Annotated in this window: 19 protein-coding genes; 7 read left to right on the top strand and 12 right to left on the bottom strand. The window is 66.1% G+C overall.

Annotation, left to right across the window (positions count from 1 at the left end; all coding sequences use genetic code 11):
• Positions 1-9 precede the first annotated feature (9 nt).
• Entirely contained in the window at positions 10-1,290 is a 1,281-nt protein-coding gene (locus QX124_RS08530) for an amidohydrolase/deacetylase family metallohydrolase (protein WP_315740905.1), read from the bottom strand.
• Between the two features lie 170 nt (positions 1,291-1,460).
• Between QX124_RS08530 and QX124_RS08525 the strand changes: the two genes are divergently transcribed.
• Both QX124_RS08525 and QX124_RS08520 read left to right on the top strand, forming a co-directional pair.
• Complete coding sequence (locus tag QX124_RS08525) at positions 1,461-1,910, top strand: hypothetical protein (protein WP_315740906.1); 450 nt, start codon at positions 1,461-1,463, stop codon at positions 1,908-1,910.
• Between the two features lie 138 nt (positions 1,911-2,048).
• Complete coding sequence (locus tag QX124_RS08520; protein ID WP_315740907.1) at positions 2,049-2,276, top strand: hypothetical protein; 228 nt, start codon at positions 2,049-2,051, stop codon at positions 2,274-2,276.
• A gap of 80 nt (positions 2,277-2,356) precedes the next feature.
• Here QX124_RS08520 and QX124_RS08515 read toward each other — a convergent pair whose 3' ends face one another.
• The 3 genes from QX124_RS08515 to QX124_RS08505 form a co-directional block, all read right to left on the bottom strand.
• A complete protein-coding gene (locus tag QX124_RS08515; protein WP_315740908.1) occupies positions 2,357-3,178 on the bottom strand; it encodes an aldo/keto reductase in 822 nt (273 codons plus the stop codon).
• 189 nt (positions 3,179-3,367) lie between these two features.
• Entirely contained in the window at positions 3,368-3,787 is a 420-nt protein-coding gene (locus QX124_RS08510; RefSeq protein ID WP_315782496.1) for a hypothetical protein, read from the bottom strand.
• A gap of 316 nt (positions 3,788-4,103) precedes the next feature.
• On the bottom strand, positions 4,104-4,985 hold the full coding sequence (locus QX124_RS08505) for an aldose 1-epimerase family protein (RefSeq protein ID WP_315796894.1): 882 nt from the start codon (positions 4,983-4,985) through the stop codon (positions 4,104-4,106).
• A 318-nt stretch (positions 4,986-5,303) separates the two neighbouring features.
• Here QX124_RS08505 and QX124_RS08500 point away from each other — a divergent pair, with 318 nt between their 5' ends.
• On the top strand, positions 5,304-6,500 hold the full coding sequence (locus QX124_RS08500) for an amidohydrolase family protein (protein WP_315740910.1): 1,197 nt from the start codon (positions 5,304-5,306) through the stop codon (positions 6,498-6,500).
• 272 nt (positions 6,501-6,772) lie between these two features.
• Here QX124_RS08500 and QX124_RS08495 read toward each other — a convergent pair whose 3' ends face one another.
• The 8 genes from QX124_RS08495 to QX124_RS08460 all read right to left on the bottom strand — a co-directional run bounded on the left by QX124_RS08495 (position 6,773) and on the right by QX124_RS08460 (position 15,049).
• Complete coding sequence (locus QX124_RS08495) at positions 6,773-7,288, bottom strand: MarR family winged helix-turn-helix transcriptional regulator (RefSeq protein WP_315796893.1); 516 nt, start codon at positions 7,286-7,288, stop codon at positions 6,773-6,775.
• Between the two features lie 13 nt (positions 7,289-7,301).
• Positions 7,302-8,006, bottom strand: coding sequence for an ABC transporter ATP-binding protein (locus QX124_RS08490; protein ID WP_315740912.1), 705 nt, complete (start codon positions 8,004-8,006; stop codon positions 7,302-7,304).
• Positions 8,003-8,794: an ABC transporter ATP-binding protein gene (locus tag QX124_RS08485; protein WP_315740913.1), complete on the bottom strand. Its 792-nt coding sequence runs from the start codon at positions 8,792-8,794 to the stop codon at positions 8,003-8,005. Before QX124_RS08485 ends, QX124_RS08490 begins: the two co-directional genes overlap by 4 nt.
• Positions 8,791-10,677, bottom strand: coding sequence for an ABC transporter permease (locus tag QX124_RS08480; protein ID WP_315796892.1), 1,887 nt, complete (start codon positions 10,675-10,677; stop codon positions 8,791-8,793). The genes QX124_RS08485 and QX124_RS08480 overlap by 4 nt, the downstream gene beginning before the upstream one ends.
• A gap of 183 nt (positions 10,678-10,860) precedes the next feature.
• Positions 10,861-12,063 (bottom strand): ABC transporter substrate-binding protein, encoded by a 1,203-nt coding sequence (locus tag QX124_RS08475; RefSeq protein ID WP_315796891.1) that lies wholly within the window; start codon positions 12,061-12,063, stop codon positions 10,861-10,863.
• Positions 12,064-12,089: 26 nt separating this feature from the next.
• A complete protein-coding gene (locus tag QX124_RS08470; RefSeq protein WP_315776216.1) occupies positions 12,090-12,674 on the bottom strand; it encodes an amino acid synthesis family protein in 585 nt (194 codons plus the stop codon).
• 39 nt (positions 12,675-12,713) lie between these two features.
• Positions 12,714-13,601: a UPF0280 family protein gene (locus tag QX124_RS08465; protein ID WP_315796926.1), complete on the bottom strand. Its 888-nt coding sequence runs from the start codon at positions 13,599-13,601 to the stop codon at positions 12,714-12,716.
• Entirely contained in the window at positions 13,598-15,049 is a 1,452-nt protein-coding gene (locus QX124_RS08460) for a 6-hydroxynicotinate reductase (protein ID WP_315796890.1), read from the bottom strand. The genes QX124_RS08465 and QX124_RS08460 overlap by 4 nt, the downstream gene beginning before the upstream one ends.
• Positions 15,050-15,334: 285 nt before the next feature.
• Here QX124_RS08460 and QX124_RS08455 point away from each other — a divergent pair, with 285 nt between their 5' ends.
• The 4 genes from QX124_RS08455 to QX124_RS08440 all read left to right on the top strand — a co-directional run bounded on the left by QX124_RS08455 (position 15,335) and on the right by QX124_RS08440 (position 21,173).
• The gene (locus QX124_RS08455) at positions 15,335-15,817 is read left to right on the top strand and encodes a (2Fe-2S)-binding protein (protein ID WP_315796889.1); all 483 of its coding nucleotides are present in this window, start codon (positions 15,335-15,337) and stop codon (positions 15,815-15,817) included.
• 29 nt (positions 15,818-15,846) lie between these two features.
• Positions 15,847-19,362 (top strand): molybdopterin cofactor-binding domain-containing protein, encoded by a 3,516-nt coding sequence (locus QX124_RS08450; protein WP_315796888.1) that lies wholly within the window; start codon positions 15,847-15,849, stop codon positions 19,360-19,362.
• Positions 19,363-19,515: 153 nt separating this feature from the next.
• Positions 19,516-20,298, top strand: coding sequence for an IclR family transcriptional regulator (locus tag QX124_RS08445; RefSeq protein ID WP_315740919.1), 783 nt, complete (start codon positions 19,516-19,518; stop codon positions 20,296-20,298).
• Complete coding sequence (locus QX124_RS08440) at positions 20,298-21,173, top strand: ABC transporter permease (RefSeq protein WP_315758074.1); 876 nt, start codon at positions 20,298-20,300, stop codon at positions 21,171-21,173. The genes QX124_RS08445 and QX124_RS08440 overlap by 1 nt, the downstream gene beginning before the upstream one ends.
• Positions 21,174-21,177: the final 4 nt, after the last annotated feature.

The raw sequence follows: 21,177 nt of genomic DNA, 5'->3' as shown, positions 1-21,177 counted from the left end.
GCGCGCTGCTCATCGCACCGAAAATGGCGACTGGTAGGGCCGTCCGAACGGCACGCCATTGATCACCGTCTGCACCGGCTTGAGCTGCAGCTTGCCCTCGCGCTTGTTGCCGCGGGTATCGACGAAGCTGACGGGACCCTCGACCAGGTCCATGATTGCGACGTCGGCCGGCGCGCCGACCTGCAAGCTGCCGATCTTCGGCGCACGGTTGATGATCTTGGCCGGCGCCGAGGTCGCCATGCTCACCACCTGCTCCAGCGAGAGTCCCATCGCCATGAATTTCGCCATCACGTTGGGCAGGAACGGCATGCCCGGGCTATTGCCGGAGAACACGTGGATGTCGGAGGAGATGGTGTCCGGGCCGCAGCCGCCGGGGATCGCGACCTCGGCCACGGTGAAATCGAAGCTGCCGCCGCCATGGCCGACATCGAACAGCACGCCGCGCTGCTTGGCGGCGAGCGCCGCGGGCAGCAGCTTGCCGTCCTGGACGATGTTGGTGAAGGCGCCGCCCATGTTCGGCGCGCCGGAATAGGCATGGGTCAGGATGTCGCCGGGGCGCAGCAGGTCCAGGATCTGCGACATCAACTCACCGGTCTCGACGCCACCGATATGCACCATCATCCGCGCCGGCCAGCCGCACAACTCGCAGGCCTTGATGCCGCGCTTCAGCGGCTCGAGCCCATGCTTGAAGATCACGTTCTCCGACATCCGCACCTTGACGCCGAGCAGAAAGTCCGGGTTCTCGGCCAGCGCCATGGCGCAGGCATCCACCTGGGCGTTGTCGATGTTATAGAGCTCCGCGACCGGAAATGCCGACAGACCATTGTTGGCGATATGCACGAAGGCGTAGATGCGGGCGCGCGACTGGGCGGCGATGAAGCGGCGCAGCGCCGCCAGATTGTTCACCCCGGCATCGCCGGCCGAGACGACCGTCGTGGTGCCCTGGAATTGCACGAGCTCGTCCGGCGGAATCCCGATCGCCGAGCCATAGGGATAGACGTGGCTGTGGAGGTCGATGAGGCCCGGCATCACCAGCCGGCCGGCAGCGTCGATCGACCGCAGCGCACGCTCGACCGGAATGTCCGGTTCGAGGGCCTCGACCACGCCCCAGCGGATCCCGATGTCGCGCCGGCCGCGCAGGGCCTGGCTGGGATCGATGACGTCGCCGCCCTTGATGAGAAGGTCGAACTTGTCGGCCGGCCCCATCGCCGCGTGAGCCGGGCCCGACACCGCAGCCATGGCGGCCGCTCCGGAAGACAACAGGAAATGACGGCGCGACAGCGCGGACATGCTCAGCCTCCCCCACATCTTATTTGTAGTTGCCGATAGCATGCGCCTTGTCGGCGGCTCCGGCAAGACCCGCACCGGAAGATCGACGCTTCGGGCCTATCTCGCAGGTCCGACATTGCGCCGTTGACGCGGTGCATTAAGATGGACGGACGACATTCCTGCGAGACCCCATGACCTCGATCTCCCAACGCCTGCTCGCAATCCTCCTGCTCGCATCATCCTTTGCGCCGGCCGCCTCGGCGGACGATACGGCCGAGGTGGCACGTGCGTGGGGCCTGATCGGAACCTGGGCTGCTGATTGCAGTGCGCCTCCGGTCAGAGGCCGCGGCGCCATCATCTCCTACGAGATCTCGCCGGACGGCAGCCTGGTCTATCGCCGCGACCATGATCCCTCCGACGTCAATGAGGTCGCCACCGCGCGGATCGAACCCGACCAGACTCTAGTCCTCTCGATCGTCCTGTCGAGGGCGCGCCAGACGCGCGAGAATGGGATCATCAAGACGACGGACGGCGGCATCCGCTCGGTGTTCAATCGTGGCGAGGACGGCAGCTATACCATTCGCGAGGCGCGCTTCGTCGCCAACGGCAAGCCGACGCCAGCGCTCAGGAAGTGCGACTGACGCGGCAGGCTCGAGACGCAGCTCGCCCGCAAGCGTGAAGACCAAATCTGAACGTGTATTCAGCAACTTCGTGGAAGGTCCTGCGGAACGTTCTTTCACACTTCAAGTTGATCCCGCACTTTCATTCTGGAGGACAACATGAAGAAAATCGCTCTCGCGCTCGCTTCCCTTGCAGTCGTCGCTCTCGCGGCACCGTCGATCGCCAACGCCGAGACGGTGGTCATCAAGCGTGGTGGCCATCACTACCACCACGGCTGGGATCGCTCCCACGCCGAATACCGCATGCATCGTGAGTACCGGCCTCACCACTATGTCCGGCCGCTCCACCGCCATCATGACCGCACCGTGATCATCAAGCGCGACTGATCCGCGGACTTCGACGCAGCAATGGCCCCGCAAGGGGCCATTTTCTGTGGTCCATTCACCCCGGCCCGATGGCACGGTCGTCAGCGATCCCAGTCCGGCGCAAAGGCCGGATTGACGAAGCGCTTGTCCTTCGGGAGGGACGCGATGGTGGCACGATCCTCATCATCGAGTTGAAGCTTCGTCGCATCCCAGTTCGCCCGCTGACTTTCCGGGCGCGCTGCCTTGGGGATCGCCGCCACCCCATCCTGGTCCAACAGCCATTTCAGCGCGACCTGGGCGGCGCTGGCGCCATGCTTCCTGCCGATGGCCCCCAGCGTCTCGTCGGCGGCGGCGCGTCCCTGCGCCAGCGGGCAATAAGCCACCAGGGGAATTGACCGGCTCGCCATGTAAGCCATCAGCTTCGACTGATCGAGCATCACATGATACTCGACCTGGTTGCACGCCACTGGCGCCCGAATCTCCTCGACCGCCTGCTTCAGCAGCGCGACGGTGAAATTGGCGACGCCCACCGCGCGCGTGCGCCCCTCCTCCTTCAGCTTCAACAGTGTCTCCAGCGCAGCCGGCAGGTCCATTCCCTTGGCCGGCCAGTGGATGAGATAGAGGTCGACGAACTCCAGCCTGAGCTTCCTCAGACTCGTGTCGAATGCGCGACGGATCGCGTCCGGCGCGAGGTTCTCCGGCCAGACCTTGGTGGTGACGTGCAATTCGGCGCGCGGCAGATTTGTTGCCGCAAGTGCAGCACCGATCGCGTCCTCGTTGGCGTACATCTCAGCAGTATCGATGTGGCGGTACCCGAGCGCGAGCGCGCTCTCGACGGCCTCGCGGCAGACGGTGCCCTGCATGCGAAAGGTGCCGAGCCCGAGCTTGGGCAGACGAATACCCTGGGTGTCGATGGCGTTCATGAATTCTCCTGGAATCGCGCGAACCACTCGCCAGCGAACGCCGGCGGCAGCCTCGAAACATCAAGACCTTGGCGGGAAGTGCTCAGCTTGCCGTCGCTCCGCTTGCGAGTTCAAGCGAGCCGGCATCCACCTCAATCAAGATGTCGGGAGGTCGGTTCCGGCGTGCAGGCGCACGCCGAGCCTGTCTGCTCAGCGCCAGTTGCAGATGCCGCCGCTGCCGGGCCGGCACGGCCAGGTCTGGATGCGCGTATCCATCGCCTGCGCGTCCAGCGGATTGCCGCGCCGATGGACGAGCTTGGTGCGAGCGGCGCCGCGGGGCCGCTCGGCCGTCCTGGTGCCATGAGCGCGCCGGGTGGCGACGGCGCGCGGGATGCCGGAGCGCTCGTCCGGGTCGATCGCGGAACGGACGGCGACCGCAGGTCGATCTGATTTGGCTTCGATAGGCACAGGTTCGAAATGCGCCTCGGGGCCGAGCGGCTCCGGCGACAACACGGCCTTCGACAGATCAAGCTTGAGGAAGTCGCCCGGCCGATAGGCCCCCGCCACAGCATCGCTCGCCGTGAGCAACACGGCGCATGTAATCGTGCCGATAACAGCTCTCAACACCATCCCATCCTCCCGTTCCCCGCGTAACGCCACTTACGCGCCCCGCCGCGAGATCTCTGCACGCCGGCCGATGGCGAACTCGCAGCGCTGCCCGGCTGCAAGAGCCAGCTAAGAGCGCCTGACATCACGCCGCACATCATGTTCGGTGATCGACCGTTATCAGTTCGGAGAAAGCGCCCACCAACCGCCGGTCGTTCGACGCATCATAGCCAAAGTTCCGCGCTCGTCTCTGATGTAGGTCACGGCGCCGTCATTTCCAGGCCCAAAACTGCGAGTCACAGTTACCGCTGTGCACGCAAATGGGCGCTGCGAGCATTAGTCATAGCAATCCGTCGACCCGGATGCGGCATCGCAGCGTCTCTGCAGAGTCCGGGGCGATGTGCATGACGCCGGGCTTGGCCGCAAACTCGCCGTCGAAATCGAGCGGACTGGCGAAACCGCGCCACGGCTCGATGCACAGGAACGGCACGCCGCCGGGCTTCGACCAGATTCCAAGCTGACGAAAATGATCCCAAGTTAACTCAAGCGCCGGTCCTGTGGTTCCGACGAGGCGAACCGAACGGCTGGCCGGCTGATCGAGGATCACGGCATCGTCGTCGAACAGACGTTCGCTCAACGGGAGAACGCGCCCCTCGATCGGTGAGGGCTCCGGCCGCTCGCGCAGCAAACCGCCAGTCAGACGGCGGATCGGCGCCGGCTCCGGCTCTGCAAAAATTAGCCGGTAGCTCTCCTTCGGCTGGCCGGGGAGCAGCGGCCAGTTGAAGGCGGGATGGCATCCGAACGAGGCGGGCAGAACCTCCGCGCCGGGGTTGGCGATCTCGACCGCCACGTCCAGCGCATCAGCGGTGATCCGGTAGCTCACCGTGAGACGGAAGGCGAACGGATAGCACGCCCGCGTCGTCTCGTCGTCGGTCAGCTGCAACACGCATGACTCGGCCCCGCGCTCCAGCCAAGTGAAGCGGAGGTCGCGGGCGAAGCCGTGCTGCGTCATCGGATAGGTTTGGCCGCGGTGGTGGAGCTGGTCATTCTTGAGTCGGCCGACGATCGGAAACAACCATGGCGCATGGCGCGGCCAGACGGCTCCGGCCTGCCAGAGCAACTCCAGGCCCCCGCCGGTCTTCAACGAGCACAGCTCGGCGCCATCAGCCTTGACCGCGGCAGTGATGCCGCCCGCGCTGATCGTATGAAGGTCGTCGCTCATTGCCGTCACCGACGTCGCAAAAGAATCGCACGAGGTGATGCCGGATTGCGGCAGCAACGTCCAGGGGTGCGGTTCATCACCAGCGCGTAGACCACCGCCACAAGCACAGGGCACGGGAATGTCGAACACAGGACCGAAGCCGCACTCATAGGGCCCGCGCTGTGTCTGAAGGGTAGGCAACCCGCGCCAAATCTTCGTGCAGGCCGCAGCTTGCCGGCCCTGATCATTCGTGTACGAATGACCGAAACCGGCTTGATGCTGCGCCGCGTGCAGGCGCAAACTGCCGCAAATTCTTTGCCAGGAGAGAAGGATATCCCGATGGCCCATGACGCGCCGCAAGCGACCGGTCCCAGCAAGCTGGTCATCCGCAACATCGGCCTGATGCTGTCCGGCGCACTGGAACGGCCCATCCTGGATGCCGACACGATCGTCGCCGAGAACGGCAAGATCACGGGAATCGGCCGCTTCAAGGACGTCGACACCGAAGGCGCGACGACCATCGTCGATGCTCATGGCACGACGGTGGCGCCGGGCCTGATCGACAGCCACGTCCATCCCGTCGCCGGCGACTGGACGCCGCGGCAGAACCAGACCAACTGGATCGACTCCTATCTGCATGGCGGCGTCACTACGATGATCTCCGCCGGCGAGGTGCACATGCCCGGCCGTCCGCGCGACGTCGTCGGCCTGAAGGCGATGGCGATCTTCGCGCAGCGCGCGTTCTGGACCCTGCGGCCCGGCGGCGTGAAGGTGCATGCCGGCGCGCCCGTGATCGAATGCGAGATGGTCGAGGACGACTTCAAGGAGCTCGCCGCGGCTGGCGTCAAGCTGCTCGGCGAGGTCGGTCTCGGCGGCGTCAAGGATGGCCCCACCGCACGCAAGATGGTCGGCTGGGCACGCAAATACGGCATCCAGAGCACCATCCACACCGGCGGTCCGTCGATCCCCGGCTCGGGCCTGATCGACAAGGACGTGGTGCTGGAGGCCGGCACCGACGTCATCGGGCACATCAATGGCGGCCACACCGCCCTGCCCGACGACCAGATCCGCTGCATCTGCGAGGGCTGCAAGGCCGGGCTCGAGCTCGTGCACAACGGCAACGAGCGTTCGGCGCTGTTCACCCTGCGCACCGCGCGCGAGATGAACGAGCTCAACCGCGTGATCCTCGGCACCGACGCGCCGGCCGGCTCCGGCGTGCAGCCGCTCGGCATCCTGCGCATGGTGTCGCTGCTGTCCTCGCTCGGCGACGTGCCGGCCGAGATCGCGTTCTGCTTCGCCACCGGCAACACCGCGCGGATGCGCGAGCTCGACTGCGGCCTGATCGAAATCGGCCGCTCCGCCGATTTCGTCATCATGGACAAGGCGCAGCACTCGCCGGCCAAGACGCTGCTCGACAGCGTCCAGCTCGGCGACCTCCCGGGCATCGGCATGACCATCATCGACGGCATCGTCCGCACCCAGCGCAGCCGCAACACGCCGCCGGCGACGAAGATCCCGGAGATCGTGGCGAAATAGGATCGACCGGCTTTCTCCGCCGTCATTGCGAGCGCAGCGAAGCAATCCAGGGCCGCATGTGAAGCTCTGGATTGCTTCGGCGCAAGGGCGCCTCGCAATGACGCCGTGAGTTTGATGAAGATTGCGTAGCAAGGTTGGGCAAAGGCGCGCGCGACGCGCCAGCGCCGTGTGCGACGCACCCAGCGTCTTCGTCGCAGCATAGATGGTGGGCACGACGTATTCGCTACGCGAATGCGTCTTTGCCTACCCTACACGACCTGCGCTCGTGGCGACTACCGCAGCCTGTTCAACAGCGACAGCAGCGTCTCGCGTTCCTTCGCATCGAGCGGCGCCAGTGTCTCCTTGGAGATCGCCAGCGCGAGCGGTGCGGTCTTCTCCGCGAGCTGCTGGCCGGCGCGGGTCAGGCTGACTAACAGCCTGCGACCATCCTGCGGGTCCGGGCTGGTTTCAGTGAGACCGCGCGCCGTCAGCCGATCGATCACGCCCTTGATGGTCGCGACATCCATCGCCGTGAACCGTCCGAGCTGGTTCTGAGAGCACGGTCCGGTCTCGACGAGCTTCGACAGCGCCGCCCATTGCGTCGGCGTCAGGTTGCTGCCGATGTCGCGCGCGAAGATCATGGTGTGGCGCTGCCACACCTGCCGCAGGATGAAGCCGATCTGGTCGTCCAGCACATAGGCCGTGCGGGCCGGCTTTGGCGCAGCCTTCGCGGCTTGCTTGGCCTGTGGCTTCGGCGTCGTCTTGGTCGCCGCTTTTGTCGACCGCTTCAGCGGGGCGCTCTTGGCCATATCTTTCCTCGCCTCAGATCGACAGATGCGCGTCGCGGATGTCGGGCCGCGCGTCGAGCTCGGCCATGGTGCCGGAGAAGCAGATGCGACCGCGCTCGATGATGTAGGCGCGGTCAGAGATCAGCTTCGCGAAATGCAGGTTCTGCTCGGAGACGACCAGCGAGACGCCTTCCTTCTTCATGGTCAGGATCGCATCGACCATCTGCTCCACGATCTTCGGCGACAAGCCTTCCGAGGGCTCATCGAGCAGGACCAGCGACGGATTGCCCATCAGCGTGCGGGCGATGGTCAGCATCTGCTGCTCACCACCGCTCATGCGGCCGCCCGGGCGACTCTTCATCTCGCCGAGATTTGGAAACAGCTGATACAACTTCTCGCGGGTCCATTGCGGGGCATTGGGCCGCGGCTTCTGGCGCCCGACCTCGAGATTCTCCTCCACCGTCAGCTCGGTGAAGATTCTGCGCTCTTCCGGAACATAGCCGAGGCCGGCACGGACGATCTCATGGGTCGGCGCGGACGAGATGTCCTTGCCCTCGAACATGATCTGGCCTTCGCGCAGCTCGACCAGGCCGACGATCGAGCGGAAGGTCGTCGATTTGCCGGCGCCGTTGCGCCCGAGCAGTGCCACCACCTCGCCCTCGCCGACCTCGAGGCCGATGTCGAACAGGATATGCGCAGGACCGTAGTGGCTGTTGAGATTGGCGACGGACAGCTTCATGCCGGAGCTCCCTCGCGATGATCGGCATCATACAGCAGGCCTTCGCCGAGATAGATCGCCTGCACCTCGCGATTGGCCCGCACCTCGGCTGGCGATCCCTCGGCAATGAGACTGCCACGATTGAGCACGAGAATGCGGTCCGCATGCTCGAACACCACGTCCATGTCGTGCTCCGTGAAAAGGACGCCGATCGACTGCTCACGCGCGATTCCGGCGGTCAGCCGCATCAACTCGACGCGCTCGCGCGGCGCCATGCCGGCGGTCGGCTCGTCCATGAGCAGCAGCTTCGGCTGGTTGGCGAGCGCGATCGCGAGCTCCAGCCGCTTGAGGTCGCCATAGGCGAGCTCGCCGCAGGGACGCTCGGCATAGCCGGCCATGCCGACGAGATCGAGCAGGCGATCTGCTTCGTCCCGCTCGATGGCAAGCATCGGGCTCCAGAAATCGAACAGGCGGCGATGATGCGAGACCAGCGCGACCTGGATGTTCTCACGCACCGTCATGGTCGGATAGGTCGCGGTGATCTGGAAGGTCCGCCCGACTCCGAGCCGCCAGACCTCGCGCGGCTTGCGCCCCGTGGTCTCCTGCCCCATCACGGTGATGCGGCCGCTGTCCGGCACGTTCTGGCCGTTGAGCATGTCGAAGCAGGTGCTCTTGCCGGCGCCGTTCGGACCGATCAGCGCGAGGATCTCGCCGGCCTGCAGCGTGAACGACACGTTGCGGACGGCGTGAATGCCGCCATAGGATTTCGACAGGCCTTCGACGGAGAGCAGCGACACGCCGAGACTCATTGTGCGCCCTCCATCTTGGCCGACAGCGAAGCCCCCTTGGGGGCCGCTGCGCGGCGCCGATGCATGACGGTTTCGACCACGCCCACGATGCCTTTCGGGAACACCACCACGATCAGCACGATGAAGATGCCGAGCACGAGCTTCGACCAGTCGGTCTGGCTGACCAGCCAGATGTTGAGCGCCTTGTAGACGATGGCGCCGAAGATCGCGCCGGGCACCGTCTCGACGCCGCCCAGCAGCACCATGACCAGGGCATCGACCGACAGCGAGATGCCCATGTTGTCCGGAAAGACGCTGCCCTTGAGATAGGCGAACAGCGCACCGCCGAGGCCGGCCGTCGTGCCGGCGATGATGAACGCCGTCCACTGGATGCGCTTGCCGTTGATGCCGATCGACTCGCTGCGCAGCGGAGAGTCGCGCATTCCGCGCAAGGCGTAGCCGAACGGCGAGAAGGTGATCAGACGCAGCACGCTGACGACGAACGCGGAGACGCCGAGCGCGAGCCAGTAGAAGTGCGACGGCGACGCGGCCCATTTCTCCGGCCAGAGCCCGAGAATGCCGTTGTCGCCGCCGGTCACCGCAACCCACTGGAACGCGATCGACCACACGATCTGTGCGAATGCGAGCGTCAGCATCGCGAAATACACGCCCGAAAGCTGGACGGCGAAGGCGCCGAACACGGCCGCACCAAGCGCGCCGAGCAGCGGCCCCAGCAAGAGGCAGGCGATCATCGGCAGCCCCGCCATCTTCGCGAGGAAGGCGACGCCGTAAGCGCCGAGGCCGAAATAGGCGGCATGACCAAACGAGGCGAGGCCGCCGACCGCCATCAGGAAATGCAGCGACGCCGCGAAGATCACGAAGATCGCGATCTCGGCGCCGACGGTCAGCGCGTAGTTGCCGGCGATGAAAGGCAGCATCGCCGCCAGCGCCAGCGCGACGAGAGACGCCAGCCGCTCGACCGAGCTCAGCGGACGCCAGGGAATGACGGTGAGACCGGGTGTGCGCCGCGCCGGCGCCTCCTTCTTGCCGAACAGGCCCCAGGGCCGCACGACCAGCACGACGGCCATCACCAGGAACACGAGGATCAGCGAGATCGTGGGGAAGATGAGAATGCCGAAGGCATTGAGCTCCGAGACCAGAACCGCGGCAACGAAGGCGCCGAGGATGCTGCCGAGGCCGCCGATCACGACGACCACGAACACCTCGACGATGATGCGCAGATCCATCGCGTGATGGACCGCGTCGCGCGGGATCTGCAGCGCGCCGCCGAGCGCGGCGAGGAAGACGCCGACGGCGAACACCGAGGTGAACAGCCACTTCTGATTGACCCCGAGCGCCGCGACCATGTCGCGGTCCTGCGTCGCCGCGCGCACCAGGATGCCCCAGCGAGTCCGCTGGAACAGCAACCAGAGCACACCGAGCACGATCGGACCGAGCGCGATCAGGAACAGGTCGTAGCTCGGGATGTTCTGACCGAAGAAGTCGACCGCACCTTTCAATCCCGGCGCGCGGCGGCCGACCAGATCATCCGGTCCCCAGATCAGCACGACGAGATCCTCGACCATCAGGGTCAAGCCGAAGGTCGCGAGCAACTGGAACAGCTCCGGCGCGTGATAGATCCGGCGCAGCAGCACGATCTCGACGAGCACGCCGATGGCCGCGACCACGAGCGCCGCCACGACGATGCCGCCCCAGAAGCCGAGCGGACCGGACAGCCTCTCAGTGAGCGAAAAGGCCACATAGGCGCCGAGCATGTAGAACGCGCCATGGGCGAAATTCACGATGCGGGTGACGCCGAAGATGATCGACAGTCCCGACGCCACCAGGAACAGCGAGGCTGCACTGGCAAGGCCGGTCAGGAACTGGACGAAGTAGAAGGCCATGGGCGGTCCGCGTGAGGAGATCGTCGAATCGATGAGCCGCATTTGCGCTCGGGCGCTCCTTCAGAGAGCTGACGAGCAAGCGTGGGGTGAGGGATCTCGGCCCGAACCTGTAGATCAGGCGTCGTATTCCCTCACCCCGCCCGCTCTCCCCCTGCGGGAGAGGGAGAAGCAGGATCGTGTGGATCAGTCCTTCGGCCGGAGCTTGCCGACTTCCGCGTCACCAGGCAGATAGTCCGAGCCCTTGCGGTAGACGGTGTCGACCATGATGCCCTTGCCGTCCTTCAGCGCGGTCTTGCCGACGTAAGCGCCGAGCGTCGACTGGTGGTCGATCTTACGGAACGTGATTTCACCGAAGGGCGACGGCACGGACAGTCCCTCGGCCGCGGCGATCAGCTTGTCGGTATCGGTCGAGCCGGCCTTGGCGAGAATGGCGGCCGCCGACTTGATGGTCTGGTAGCCGACGATCGAGCCGAGCCGCGGATAGTCGTTGTACTTGGCCTGATACGCCTTCAGGAACGCGTCGTGCTCGGGCGTCTTGATCGAGTACCAGGGATAGCCGGTGACGATCCAGCCCTCGGGCGTCTCCTCCTTGAGCGGATCCAGATATTCCGGCTCGCCGGTCAGGAAGCTGACGACCTTGCGGTCTTTGAACAGGCCGCGGGTGTTGCCTTCGCGGACCAGCTTCACGAGATCGGCGCCGAAGGTGACGTTGAGGATCGCCTCCGGATTGGCGGCGGCGACGGCCTGCGCCACCGGACCGGCGTCGATCTTGCCCTGCGGCGGCCACTGCTCGTCCACCCACTGGATGTCGGGCCGTTTCTCCGACAAGAGCTTCTTGAACACCGCGACGGCCGACTGGCCATATTCGTAGTTCGGCGCAATGGTGGCCCATCGCTTGGCGGGAAGCTTGGCAGCCTCCTCCACCAGCATCGCCGCCTGCATGTAGTTCGACGGACGCAGGCGGAAGGTGTATTTGTTGCCCTTCGCCCAGGTGATGGCGTCGGTCAGCGGCTCGGCCGCCAGGAAGAACACCTTCTTCTGGTTGGCGAAGTCGCTGACGGCGAGGCCAATGTTCGACAGGAACGTACCGGCGAGCATCGCGACGTTCTCGCTCGACACCAGCTCGTTGGCTGCGGTCTGCGCATCGGCCGGCTTGCCGCTGTCGTCCTTGGAGACGACGACGAGCTTCTTGCCGTTGATGCCGCCGGCTGCATTGACCTCCTCGACCGCAAGCTGCCAGCCCTTGCGATAAGGCTCGGTGAACGCCGGCAGCAGCGAATAGCTGTTGATCTCGCCGATCTTGATGACGTCCTCGGCGCGCGCCGCGCTCGTCAGTCCCGCGACGGCAAGGCCCAGGCCTGCCGCAAGCATCGTTCTCCGTCGCATCCCTTCAGCCTCCATGTTGAGTCGAATTAGCGTAGACCGTCCTCGCCCTTGATCTCGGCGACCGTAAGCCCGCCGACGCGCGGCAGCGGACGGCCGCTGTCGGTGACCGCGAGCGCGACCATGATCTCATTGGCGCGTGGCGCGTCGTTGATCTGCACCTCCATGCCGTCGAAATGACTGCGCACGAAGGCCGCATCTTTGTGGCCGAGCGGAATGTCGAGCGTGCAGCCAACGCCGCCGCGCTTCTTCGACGAGGGGATCAGCGCCGCGCCCTTGCCGAGCACCTTGCGCACCGGCGCCCCCATCTTCGGATGCAGGATCGCGGCCGCATGCTCCAGCTCGCCATCGCTGCCGACGGCCGCCGCCTTGCCATAGCTGTGCGCGGCCGGACCCTCGATGCCGAGCGCGGCAACCGCGCGCTTGGCCAGCATCTCGCCGAGCTCCTCGCCGATCGCGATCAGCGGCGACAGGTCCTCGACATAGCGGCCGGCAAACGGATTCTCGATCACCGCCACTGCCGCAGCCCGCCGCGTCGGCGGCGACACGGTCCGGCCCATCTCCTGATGGACTTCCTCGACCACGGTCACGATCTTTCTGATGACGGCGCTCATCGTCGACCCTTCGTATTCTGGCACATCATGCATCAAACCTCACGCCGCCGCCGCCCGCAACTGCGGCCGACGAACGATCTCGACCGCGCGCGGACCGACAACGCGAATGTTGCCGCGGAGCTGCAGAACAGCGCCTTCGATCAGACCGGCCGACAGCAGCGACTGCCCACGATGCTCGCCCGCGGCCAGCGCTTCGGCAATCTCGGCATCAGGAAGCTCTCCGACCTCGCATGTGACGAGGCGGTCACCGAGATCGCTATCCGGTTGCAACTCGCACGCGGGTCGGCGAAGCACGGCCGGATGCCCCGGAAGGTCGACCGCGTTGCCGATCACCGTCGCAGCCGCATCGGCCTGCGCTGCGCTACGCGCGAGCACCGTCACCGCATCGGCAATGCCCAGCGAGAAGCTGCGACCGTGGCGGCCCGATGTGGCGACACCGCCGATCGCGTCGGCAGCACGAAGCGTCATCCTCCGCATCACGCCCGCGCCGTCGGGACGGTCCATCAGCCCGACGCTGAAGGTGGCGCCATCCCGCAGATGGAGTGCGATGTCACCACCATTGTTGACATAAGCCCGCGTCAGCTTCGCCGCGCCGCGCATTGCGCCGAGAATCTCCTCGGCGACACTACCCGCGACAGCCGCCATCGGCGTGATGAACATCTCGCGCGCAAACGGCACCACGGCGGCATGCATCCGCTGCGCGACGACGCCCTTCAACGGGCAGCGATCCTGATCGGCCCCTCTGCGCAGCACGGACAGTTCCGCACACAGCTCGTCGAGCAGCCCCGTGAAACGCTCGGCCGCCGCACGATAGGCCGCACCAATATCGCCATCGGCCGCATCTGCGCCGATGATCAGATCGATCGGCCCGTCCTGCAGATGCAGCCGCCGGTCGGGCAACAAGGCGATCTGTGGCCGCCGGCTCATGAGCCCGGCCTCGGCCACGGCAATTGGCGAATGTCCTTGCTGACATCCTTCAGCGAAGCGAGCGGCTGGACGTAGTCCATGTGCCCGCCGAGCGCCGCATAATCCGATAGTCTCAGCGTGAACTCGATCGGCGCGACGATCGCAGGCGTCGGCACATAGCCGAAGGCGCCGGCCGGCATCTGGGTCACGTCGACCATATAGGTGATGCCGCCGCCCGGCCAGACATAGACCGGCGCACCGCCGCTCGTCACCCGCGTCAGCGTATCCTTGACCGAGCGCGTCAGCCGCACCGGATTGTCGGTGACGCCAGCACGCAGCGAGCCGCCGGCACCGGCCATGAACAGCACGGTGCACAGCGCCGGCTCGCAGTTCTCCTGGATGCGCTCGACCGAGAACTGCAGCTCCGGCGGCATCTCGCGCTGCACCGGCCTGAGCATCTCGTCGAGTACGTAGTATCCGGCATGCTCGCCTGTCGTGGACACCATCAGCAGCGTCGTTCCCGGCTTCGCCGTCTTGGGATCGAATGGCCCGAGGATCGACAGCGGATCGGAGATGTCGGTGCCGCCCCAGCCGGTTCCGGGCTGCGCCACCTGGAAGTAGCGGCCCGGCGTGGAGCGACGTCCCTTCATCTTGATGCCTGTCGCGGGAATGTCGAGCAGCTTGCCGGCCTGGTGCTCCGACAGAACGCCGGTGATGTGATCATCGACCACGACGACCTCGTCGACCTTGCCCTGCCATTGCTTGGCGAACATGCCGATCGTGGCCGAGCCGCAGCCGACGCGCATGCGCTCTTCCTTGACGCCGTTGACGATCGGCGGCTGCCCCGCCTGCACGATCACGCTGGAGCCCCCGTCGACCACGAGTTCCACGGCTTTGCGGTTACTGAGGTCCATCAGCGCGTCACAGGTGACACGCCCCTCCTTCTTGGAGCCGCCGGTGAGATGATGCACGCCGCCGAGCGACAGCATCTGCGAGCCGTATTCGCTGGTCGTGACGTGACCGACCGCCTCGCCGTCGACGCGCACCGTCGCCGCTTCCGGTCCGAGATAGCGGTCGGTGTCGATCTTCACCTTGACGCCGCAATAGCTGAAGATGCCCTCGGTCACGACCGTGACCATGTCGACGCCATCGACCACCGACGACACGATGAACGGCGCCGGCTTGTAGTCCGGATAGGTGGTGCCGGCGCCGATCGCGGTAACGAACAGCTCGGGCTGATGCACGATCTTGCCGTCCCAGTCGCCGCTCGCCTGGAACGGCACCAGCTTGCCGCCATGCGACACCGTGCGCTCCAGCAGGATATGCGGATCGACGCGCACCAGCACACCGTCCTGATTGGCATAACGGTCGCAGGCACCTGCCGCGCCCGGCTTGATGTAGCACATCACCGGACAGGCATCGCAGCGGATCTTGTCCGCGGCACCGTCGCTCGCCGTTTCGGTCACCATGCAGAGAAGCCTATCTTGAAGCGGAGCTGGCGGCAAACGTCCACACGCCGCGGCAATTCGTTCGTACACGAATGATGTCGCGCCCCTCCGCCGACTGTCAAGCGCCACCGCGAACGAAAAGCACGATTGCCGGATAAACGATCAGTTTGCCCTGCACAATGACGACAAATCGTGCATACGCTGCAGCGCAAAACGTGGCACTTGCATGTTAGTACACAAACGATACGCTCGGAGCGATCGCCATCGCATCCTCGTTAACGATAGCATAGCGGACGACAGAAGGGCATGACGCCAGCAACGATTCGGCTGACCGTGAACGGACGGGCGTACGACGTCGCCGCCGCGCCCGGCACGCCCCTGCTTCATGTGCTGCGCAACGACCTCGCCCTGAACGGCCCGAAATACGGCTGCGGCCTGGGTGAATGCGGCGCCTGCACCGTGCTGATCGACGGCCGCGCCGCCCGCTCCTGCGTCATTCCGGTGGAAGGCTGCATCGGCCGCGATGTCACCACGCTGGAAGGGCTGGGCTCGCGCGAGGCGCCCGATCCGGTGCAGCAGGCCTTCATCGCCGAGCAGGCCGCGCAATGCGGCTATTGTCTCAACGGCATGATCATGACGACCAAGGCGCTGCTGGCGATCAAGCCCGATCCGTCACGCGACGAGATCAAGCAGGCGCTGCGCTACAATCTCTGCCGCTGCGGCGCCCATGTCGAGATCCTCCGCGCGGCGATGCGGGCGGCCGGCCACACGCTCGAGGCGCTGGACTGATGAACGATCGCCTCACAAAGGACGAAGACATGCCTCGCGGCTGGCTGGTCGTCGAGCGTCCCATGGCCGGCAACAATGGCCGGTTCGAAACCTTCATCCGGATCACGGCGGCAGGCGAGGTCTCGGCCTTCAACGGCCATGTCGATCTCGGCACCGGCATCCGCACCGCGCTGGGACAGATCGTTGCAGAAGAGCTCGACGTCTCCTTCGCCCGCGTCGTGGTCGTGCTCGGTGACACCGCGGTCGTGCCGAACCAGGGCGCGACCATCGCCAGCGAGACAATTCAGATCACCGCCGTACCCCTGCGCAAGGCGGCGGCGCAGGCGCGCGCCTTCCTCTTGGCGCGAGCGGCCACGCAGCTCGGCCTCGACGTTCAGGATTTGACGGTCGAGGACGGGCTGATCCGCGGGCCCAACAACCGCGTCCTCAGCTATGGCGAACTGATCGGCGATGAGACGATCAGCCTCGCGCTCGCCGACGATATCATCGTCAAGTCGGTGAACGACTATCAGGTCGTCGGCCGCTCGGTGCCGCGCGTCGATCTGCCGGCGAAGGCGACCGGCGAGCTCACCTACGTACATGACGTGCGCGTGCCCGGCATGCTGCACGGCCGCGTCGTGCGCCCACCCTATGCCGGCGTCGATGCCGGTCCCTTCATCGGCACCAGCCTTCTCGGCGTCGACAGAGACTCGATCCGCGACATCCCGGGTCTGGTCGACGTCGTCGTCATCGGCGATTTCATCGGCGTCGTCGCCGAGCGCGAGGAGAACGCGATCCTGGCTGCCGAGCGCCTCGAGGTGAATTGGAGGCCGGTGCCGACCTTGCGCGATCTCGACGATGTCGAGAACGCGCTGCGAGCCAATCCGTCCGCTCCGCGCCGGCTGCTCGACAAGGGCGATGTCGACGCCGCCATCGCCGACGCCGCCAAGCCGATGCGGAGGACCTATCTCTGGCCCTATCAGATGCACGGCTCGATCGGGCCGTCCTGCGCTGTCGCCGACTATCGCGACGGGCAGATCCGCATTTATTCCGGCACGCAGAATCCGCACATCCTGCGCGGCGATCTCGCCATGCTGATCGACTGTCCAGAGGATCACATCGAGCTGGTCCGGCTGGAGGCCGCCGGCTGCTATGGCCGCAACTGCGCCGACGATGTCACGGCCGATGCGCTGCTGCTGGCGCGTGCGGTCGGCCGCCCGGTGCGCGTGCAGCTGACGCGCGAGCAGGAGCATCTGTGGGAGCCCAAAGGCACCGCGCAGCTGATGGACGTCAATGGCGGCCTCAATGCCGACGGTTCGGTTGCGGCCTATGAATTCGCCACGCGCTATCCCTCGAACGGCGCGCCGACGCTGGCCTTGCTGCTCACCGGCCGCATCGCGCCGGAGCCCGCCGTGTTCGAGATGGGCGACCGCACCGCGATTCCGCCTTATGATTACGACCATATGCGCATCACAGCGCATGACATGCCGCCGATCGTGCGCGCCTCCTGGATCCGCGGCGTCTCGGCGCTGCCCAATACCTTCGCGCACGAGTCCTATATCGACGAGCTCGCTGCGGAGGCCGGCGTCGACCCGATCGAATACCGGCTGCGCTATCTGAAAGACGAGCGCGCGCGTGATCTCGTGAACGCCGTGGCCGAACGCGCCGGCTGGACGCCGCGCCCCGTGCGGGAAGAGAAGACGCCCGAGAACGGCGTCGTCCATGGCCGCGGCTTCGCCTACGCGCTCTACGTCCACAGCAAGTTTCCCGGCTACGGCGCGGCATGGTCGGCCTGGATCGCCGATGTCGCCGTGAATACGACGACCGGCGATGTCAGCGTCACGCGGGTGATCGCAGGCCAGGACTCCGGCCTGATGATCAATCCGGACGGGGTACGCCACCAGATCGAAGGCAACGTCATCCAATCCACCAGCCGGGCGCTGATGGAGGAGATTCCGTTTGCGCGCGGCAAGGTCGCGGCGCGGGAATGGGGCGCCTATCCGATCATCACCTTCCCCGACGTGCCTGAGATCGACGTGCTGATGCTGCCGCGACCGGATCAGCCGCCGCTCGGCGTCGGCGAGTCCGCGTCCGTGCCAAGCGCCGCCGCGATCGCCAATGCGATCTACGACGCCACCGGCGTCCGCTTCCGCGAGCCGCCATTCACGCCGGAGCGCATCCTGAAAGGACTGCGCGGCGAACGGGTGGAGACGCCGGCGCCGCAGTCGCTGCCCGCCCCCGAAAGACCGGCGACCACGTGGCTCAAGCCCTTTGCCAAGCGGGGCGGCGTGATCGCCACCGCCGTCGCGGCCTGCGCCGCGGCGATCGGCGTCGCCGCCGCCGTGCTGCCCTGGCGCGCCATCGCGCCGATCACCCGCCCCGATCCCTCGGTCTATTCCGCTGCGACGATCGCGCGCGGGGAGGCGCTCGCGGCGCTCGGCAATTGCGCGGTCTGCCATACCGCGGATGGCGGCCTGATCAATGCCGGCGGCCGCGCACTGGAGACGCCGTTCGGCACGCTGTTCAGCACCAATATCACGCCCGACGACGAGACCGGGATCGGCGCCTGGTCCTATCCCGCCTTCGAGCGCGCGATGCGCGAGGGCGTGCATCGCGACGGCCGGCAGCTCTATCCGGCGTTCCCCTACACGCATTTCGCACGAACCGATGATGCCGACCTGCAGGCGCTGTACGCCTACCTGATGGCACAGGCACCGGTCCGACAGCAGGCGCCGGACAACGCGCTGCGCTTCCCGTTCAACCTGCGGCCGCTGGTCGCCGGGTGGAATGCACTGTTTCACGACACGCAGCCGTTCAGGCGTGATCCAACACGATCAGAGCAGTGGAATCGCGGCTTCTATCTCGTCGAAAGCCTCGGCCATTGCAGCGCCTGTCACTCGCCGCGCAACGCGCTCGGCGCCGAGCAACGCAACGCATATCTCGCTGGCGGCTTCGCCGATGGCTGGGAAGCCCCAGCGCTGACCTCGCTCTCGAGTGCCCCGATCCCGTGGACCGAGGACGAGCTCTACACTTATCTCCGCTCCGGTCAGTCGCGCTTCCATGGCGTGGCCGCCGGTCCGATGGCACCGATCGTCAAGGATCTCGCGACGCTGCCCGATGCCGACATTCGGACCATGGCGATCTATCTCGCCTCGTTCCAGACGCCCTCGCCCGCGGCAGCGAAGCTGGAGGCGATGGCCGCGGAGTTGGAAGCGCGCACCAAGGTGACCTCGACGCCGTCTCCGGCGGCACGGCTCTATCTCGGCGCCTGCGCGGTCTGTCACGAGGTCGGCGGCCTGCCATTGTTCGGCAGCCGGCCTTCGCTGGCGCTGAACAGCAACCTGCACAGCGCCACCCCCGACAATCTGATCCAGGTGATCCTGCACGGGATCATGAAGCCGGCCTCGTCCGACCTCGGCTACATGCCGGCGTTCAAGGAGCATCTCAGCGACGTCCAGCTCGCCGAACTCGTCGCCTATCTCCGTCAGCAATTTGCCCCGGACAAGCCGGCCTGGACGGGCGTCGACGCCGCCGTCGGTCGCATCAGGTCCGCCGTGGCGCAGTGAGGCCGAGCATGCTCCTTCAGCGCCCGGCGCCCCGACCACCACCCTGACGCGCATTCGGGCACCTCCTTGCCAGTAATTTCGCCTTGCGGCAGTCGCCCTGCCGCTTCTAGAATTTGAGACTATGTTCCAAAAAATGGAACAAACGGTATCATCATGAGCGCCCTGACCAACGCCATCGACATCCTGCGCTGCTTTTCGACCGCGCGACCCGACCTCTCCTTTGCCGACGTCCAGGTCCTGACCGGCAAGCCGAAAAGCTCGACCTCACGTCTGCTCCGCTCGCTGCGCGATTGCGGCCTGCTCGAGCAGGACCCGCATAGCCGACGCTACCGCCCGGGCCTGCTGACCTTCGAGCTCGGGCGGCTTCACCGTGCCCATGACGACCTGATCGCCACCGCCGAGGGCGAACTGCGCGATGTCTGCGCGCGCACTGGCCACACCGGCTACATCGCCGTGCTCGACGGCTATCAGCAGGTGGTGCTGCGGATCGTGCCCGGCTCCAATCCGCTGCGCGTCGTCAACCCGCCCGGCCAGCGCACGCCGGCAATCATCACCTCGAACGGCCGCGCCATGCTGGCGCGTCTGTCAGACCAGGAGATCCGGGCGCGGGTGCCGCTCGACTACCCGAAGGTCCCGGCCAACTCGCCGCAGAACTTCACCGAGCTGATGGCGCGGCTGAACGAGATCCGCCGGACCGGCATCTCGGACGCCGCCGACGAGGCCATCGAGGGCGTCGGCTCGCAGGGCTTTGCGCTGGCGAGCGGCGAGAGCGGTGAGCTGATCGGCATCGCCGTCTCCTATTCGGTGCAGGCGACCACCGAGATCGAGCGCGCCAACGTCCGCCGCGAGCTCGGCGCAATGGCAGCCAAGCTGCGGCGCATGACCGGCGATCCGCTCGGCCAGACCATCGAGCAACTGGCCGGACTGGCCTCCTGATGACGAGCAGCAGCGCGCCGCGCGTCAACAGCATGGCGCTGTTGATCCTGCCGAGCGCGTTGCTGTTCGCGCTGTTCTTCTTCCTGCCGATCGGATTGATGGCGCTGATGAGCGTCCTGACCGGCAACCCCGTGGTCATGCCGAACGTCGCCCTCACCGCCAAGCACTATGCCCGCATGGGCGATGACGGCTACTATCTCGAGGTGATCTGGACCACGATCCGGATCGGCCTCTGGACGACCCTGGCCGCGCTCGTGATCGGCTACCCGCTCGCGCATTGGATGGCGCGGATCAAGAGCCGCACCGGCCATGCGCTGCTGCTGATGGCCGTGCTGGCGCCGATGCTGACCGGCATCGTGGTGCGCACCTTCGCCTGGATGACGCTGCTGTCCGACAAGGGTGTCATCAACCAGATCCTGACCGCGCTCGGGCTGATCACCAGGCCGTTGCAGCTGATGTACAATGAGACCGGCATCATCATCGGCCTCGTCCACATCTATGTGCCTTTCATGGTGCTGACGCTGACTGGCGTGATCGGCCGCATCGACGAGCGGCTGGAGCAGGCGGCGGAGAATCTCGGCGCCAGCCCGTGGCGCGCTTTTCTCGAAATCACCCTGCCGCTCAGCCTGCCCGGCATCCTCGCCGGTTCGCTGCTCGTCTTCGCGCTCGCGATCAGCGCCTACGTCACGCCGATCCTGCTCGGCGGCTTCCAGATCATGACCCTGCCGATCCTGATCTACCAGCAGATCTCCGCGAACTTCAACGTCGGATTCGCGGCTGCGCTCGGCATGGTGCTGCTCATCATTTCGCTCTCGCTCGTTGTCGCGTATAATCACGTGCTCGGCCTCGTTTCGGGCCAGCGCGAGCTGCAATGAGGGC

Source organism: Bradyrhizobium sp. SZCCHNRI3043 (genome assembly GCF_032377735.1).
Classification (GTDB): Bacteria; Pseudomonadota; Alphaproteobacteria; order Rhizobiales; family Xanthobacteraceae; genus Bradyrhizobium.
This window is presented reverse-complemented; position numbering and strand designations above follow the sequence as displayed.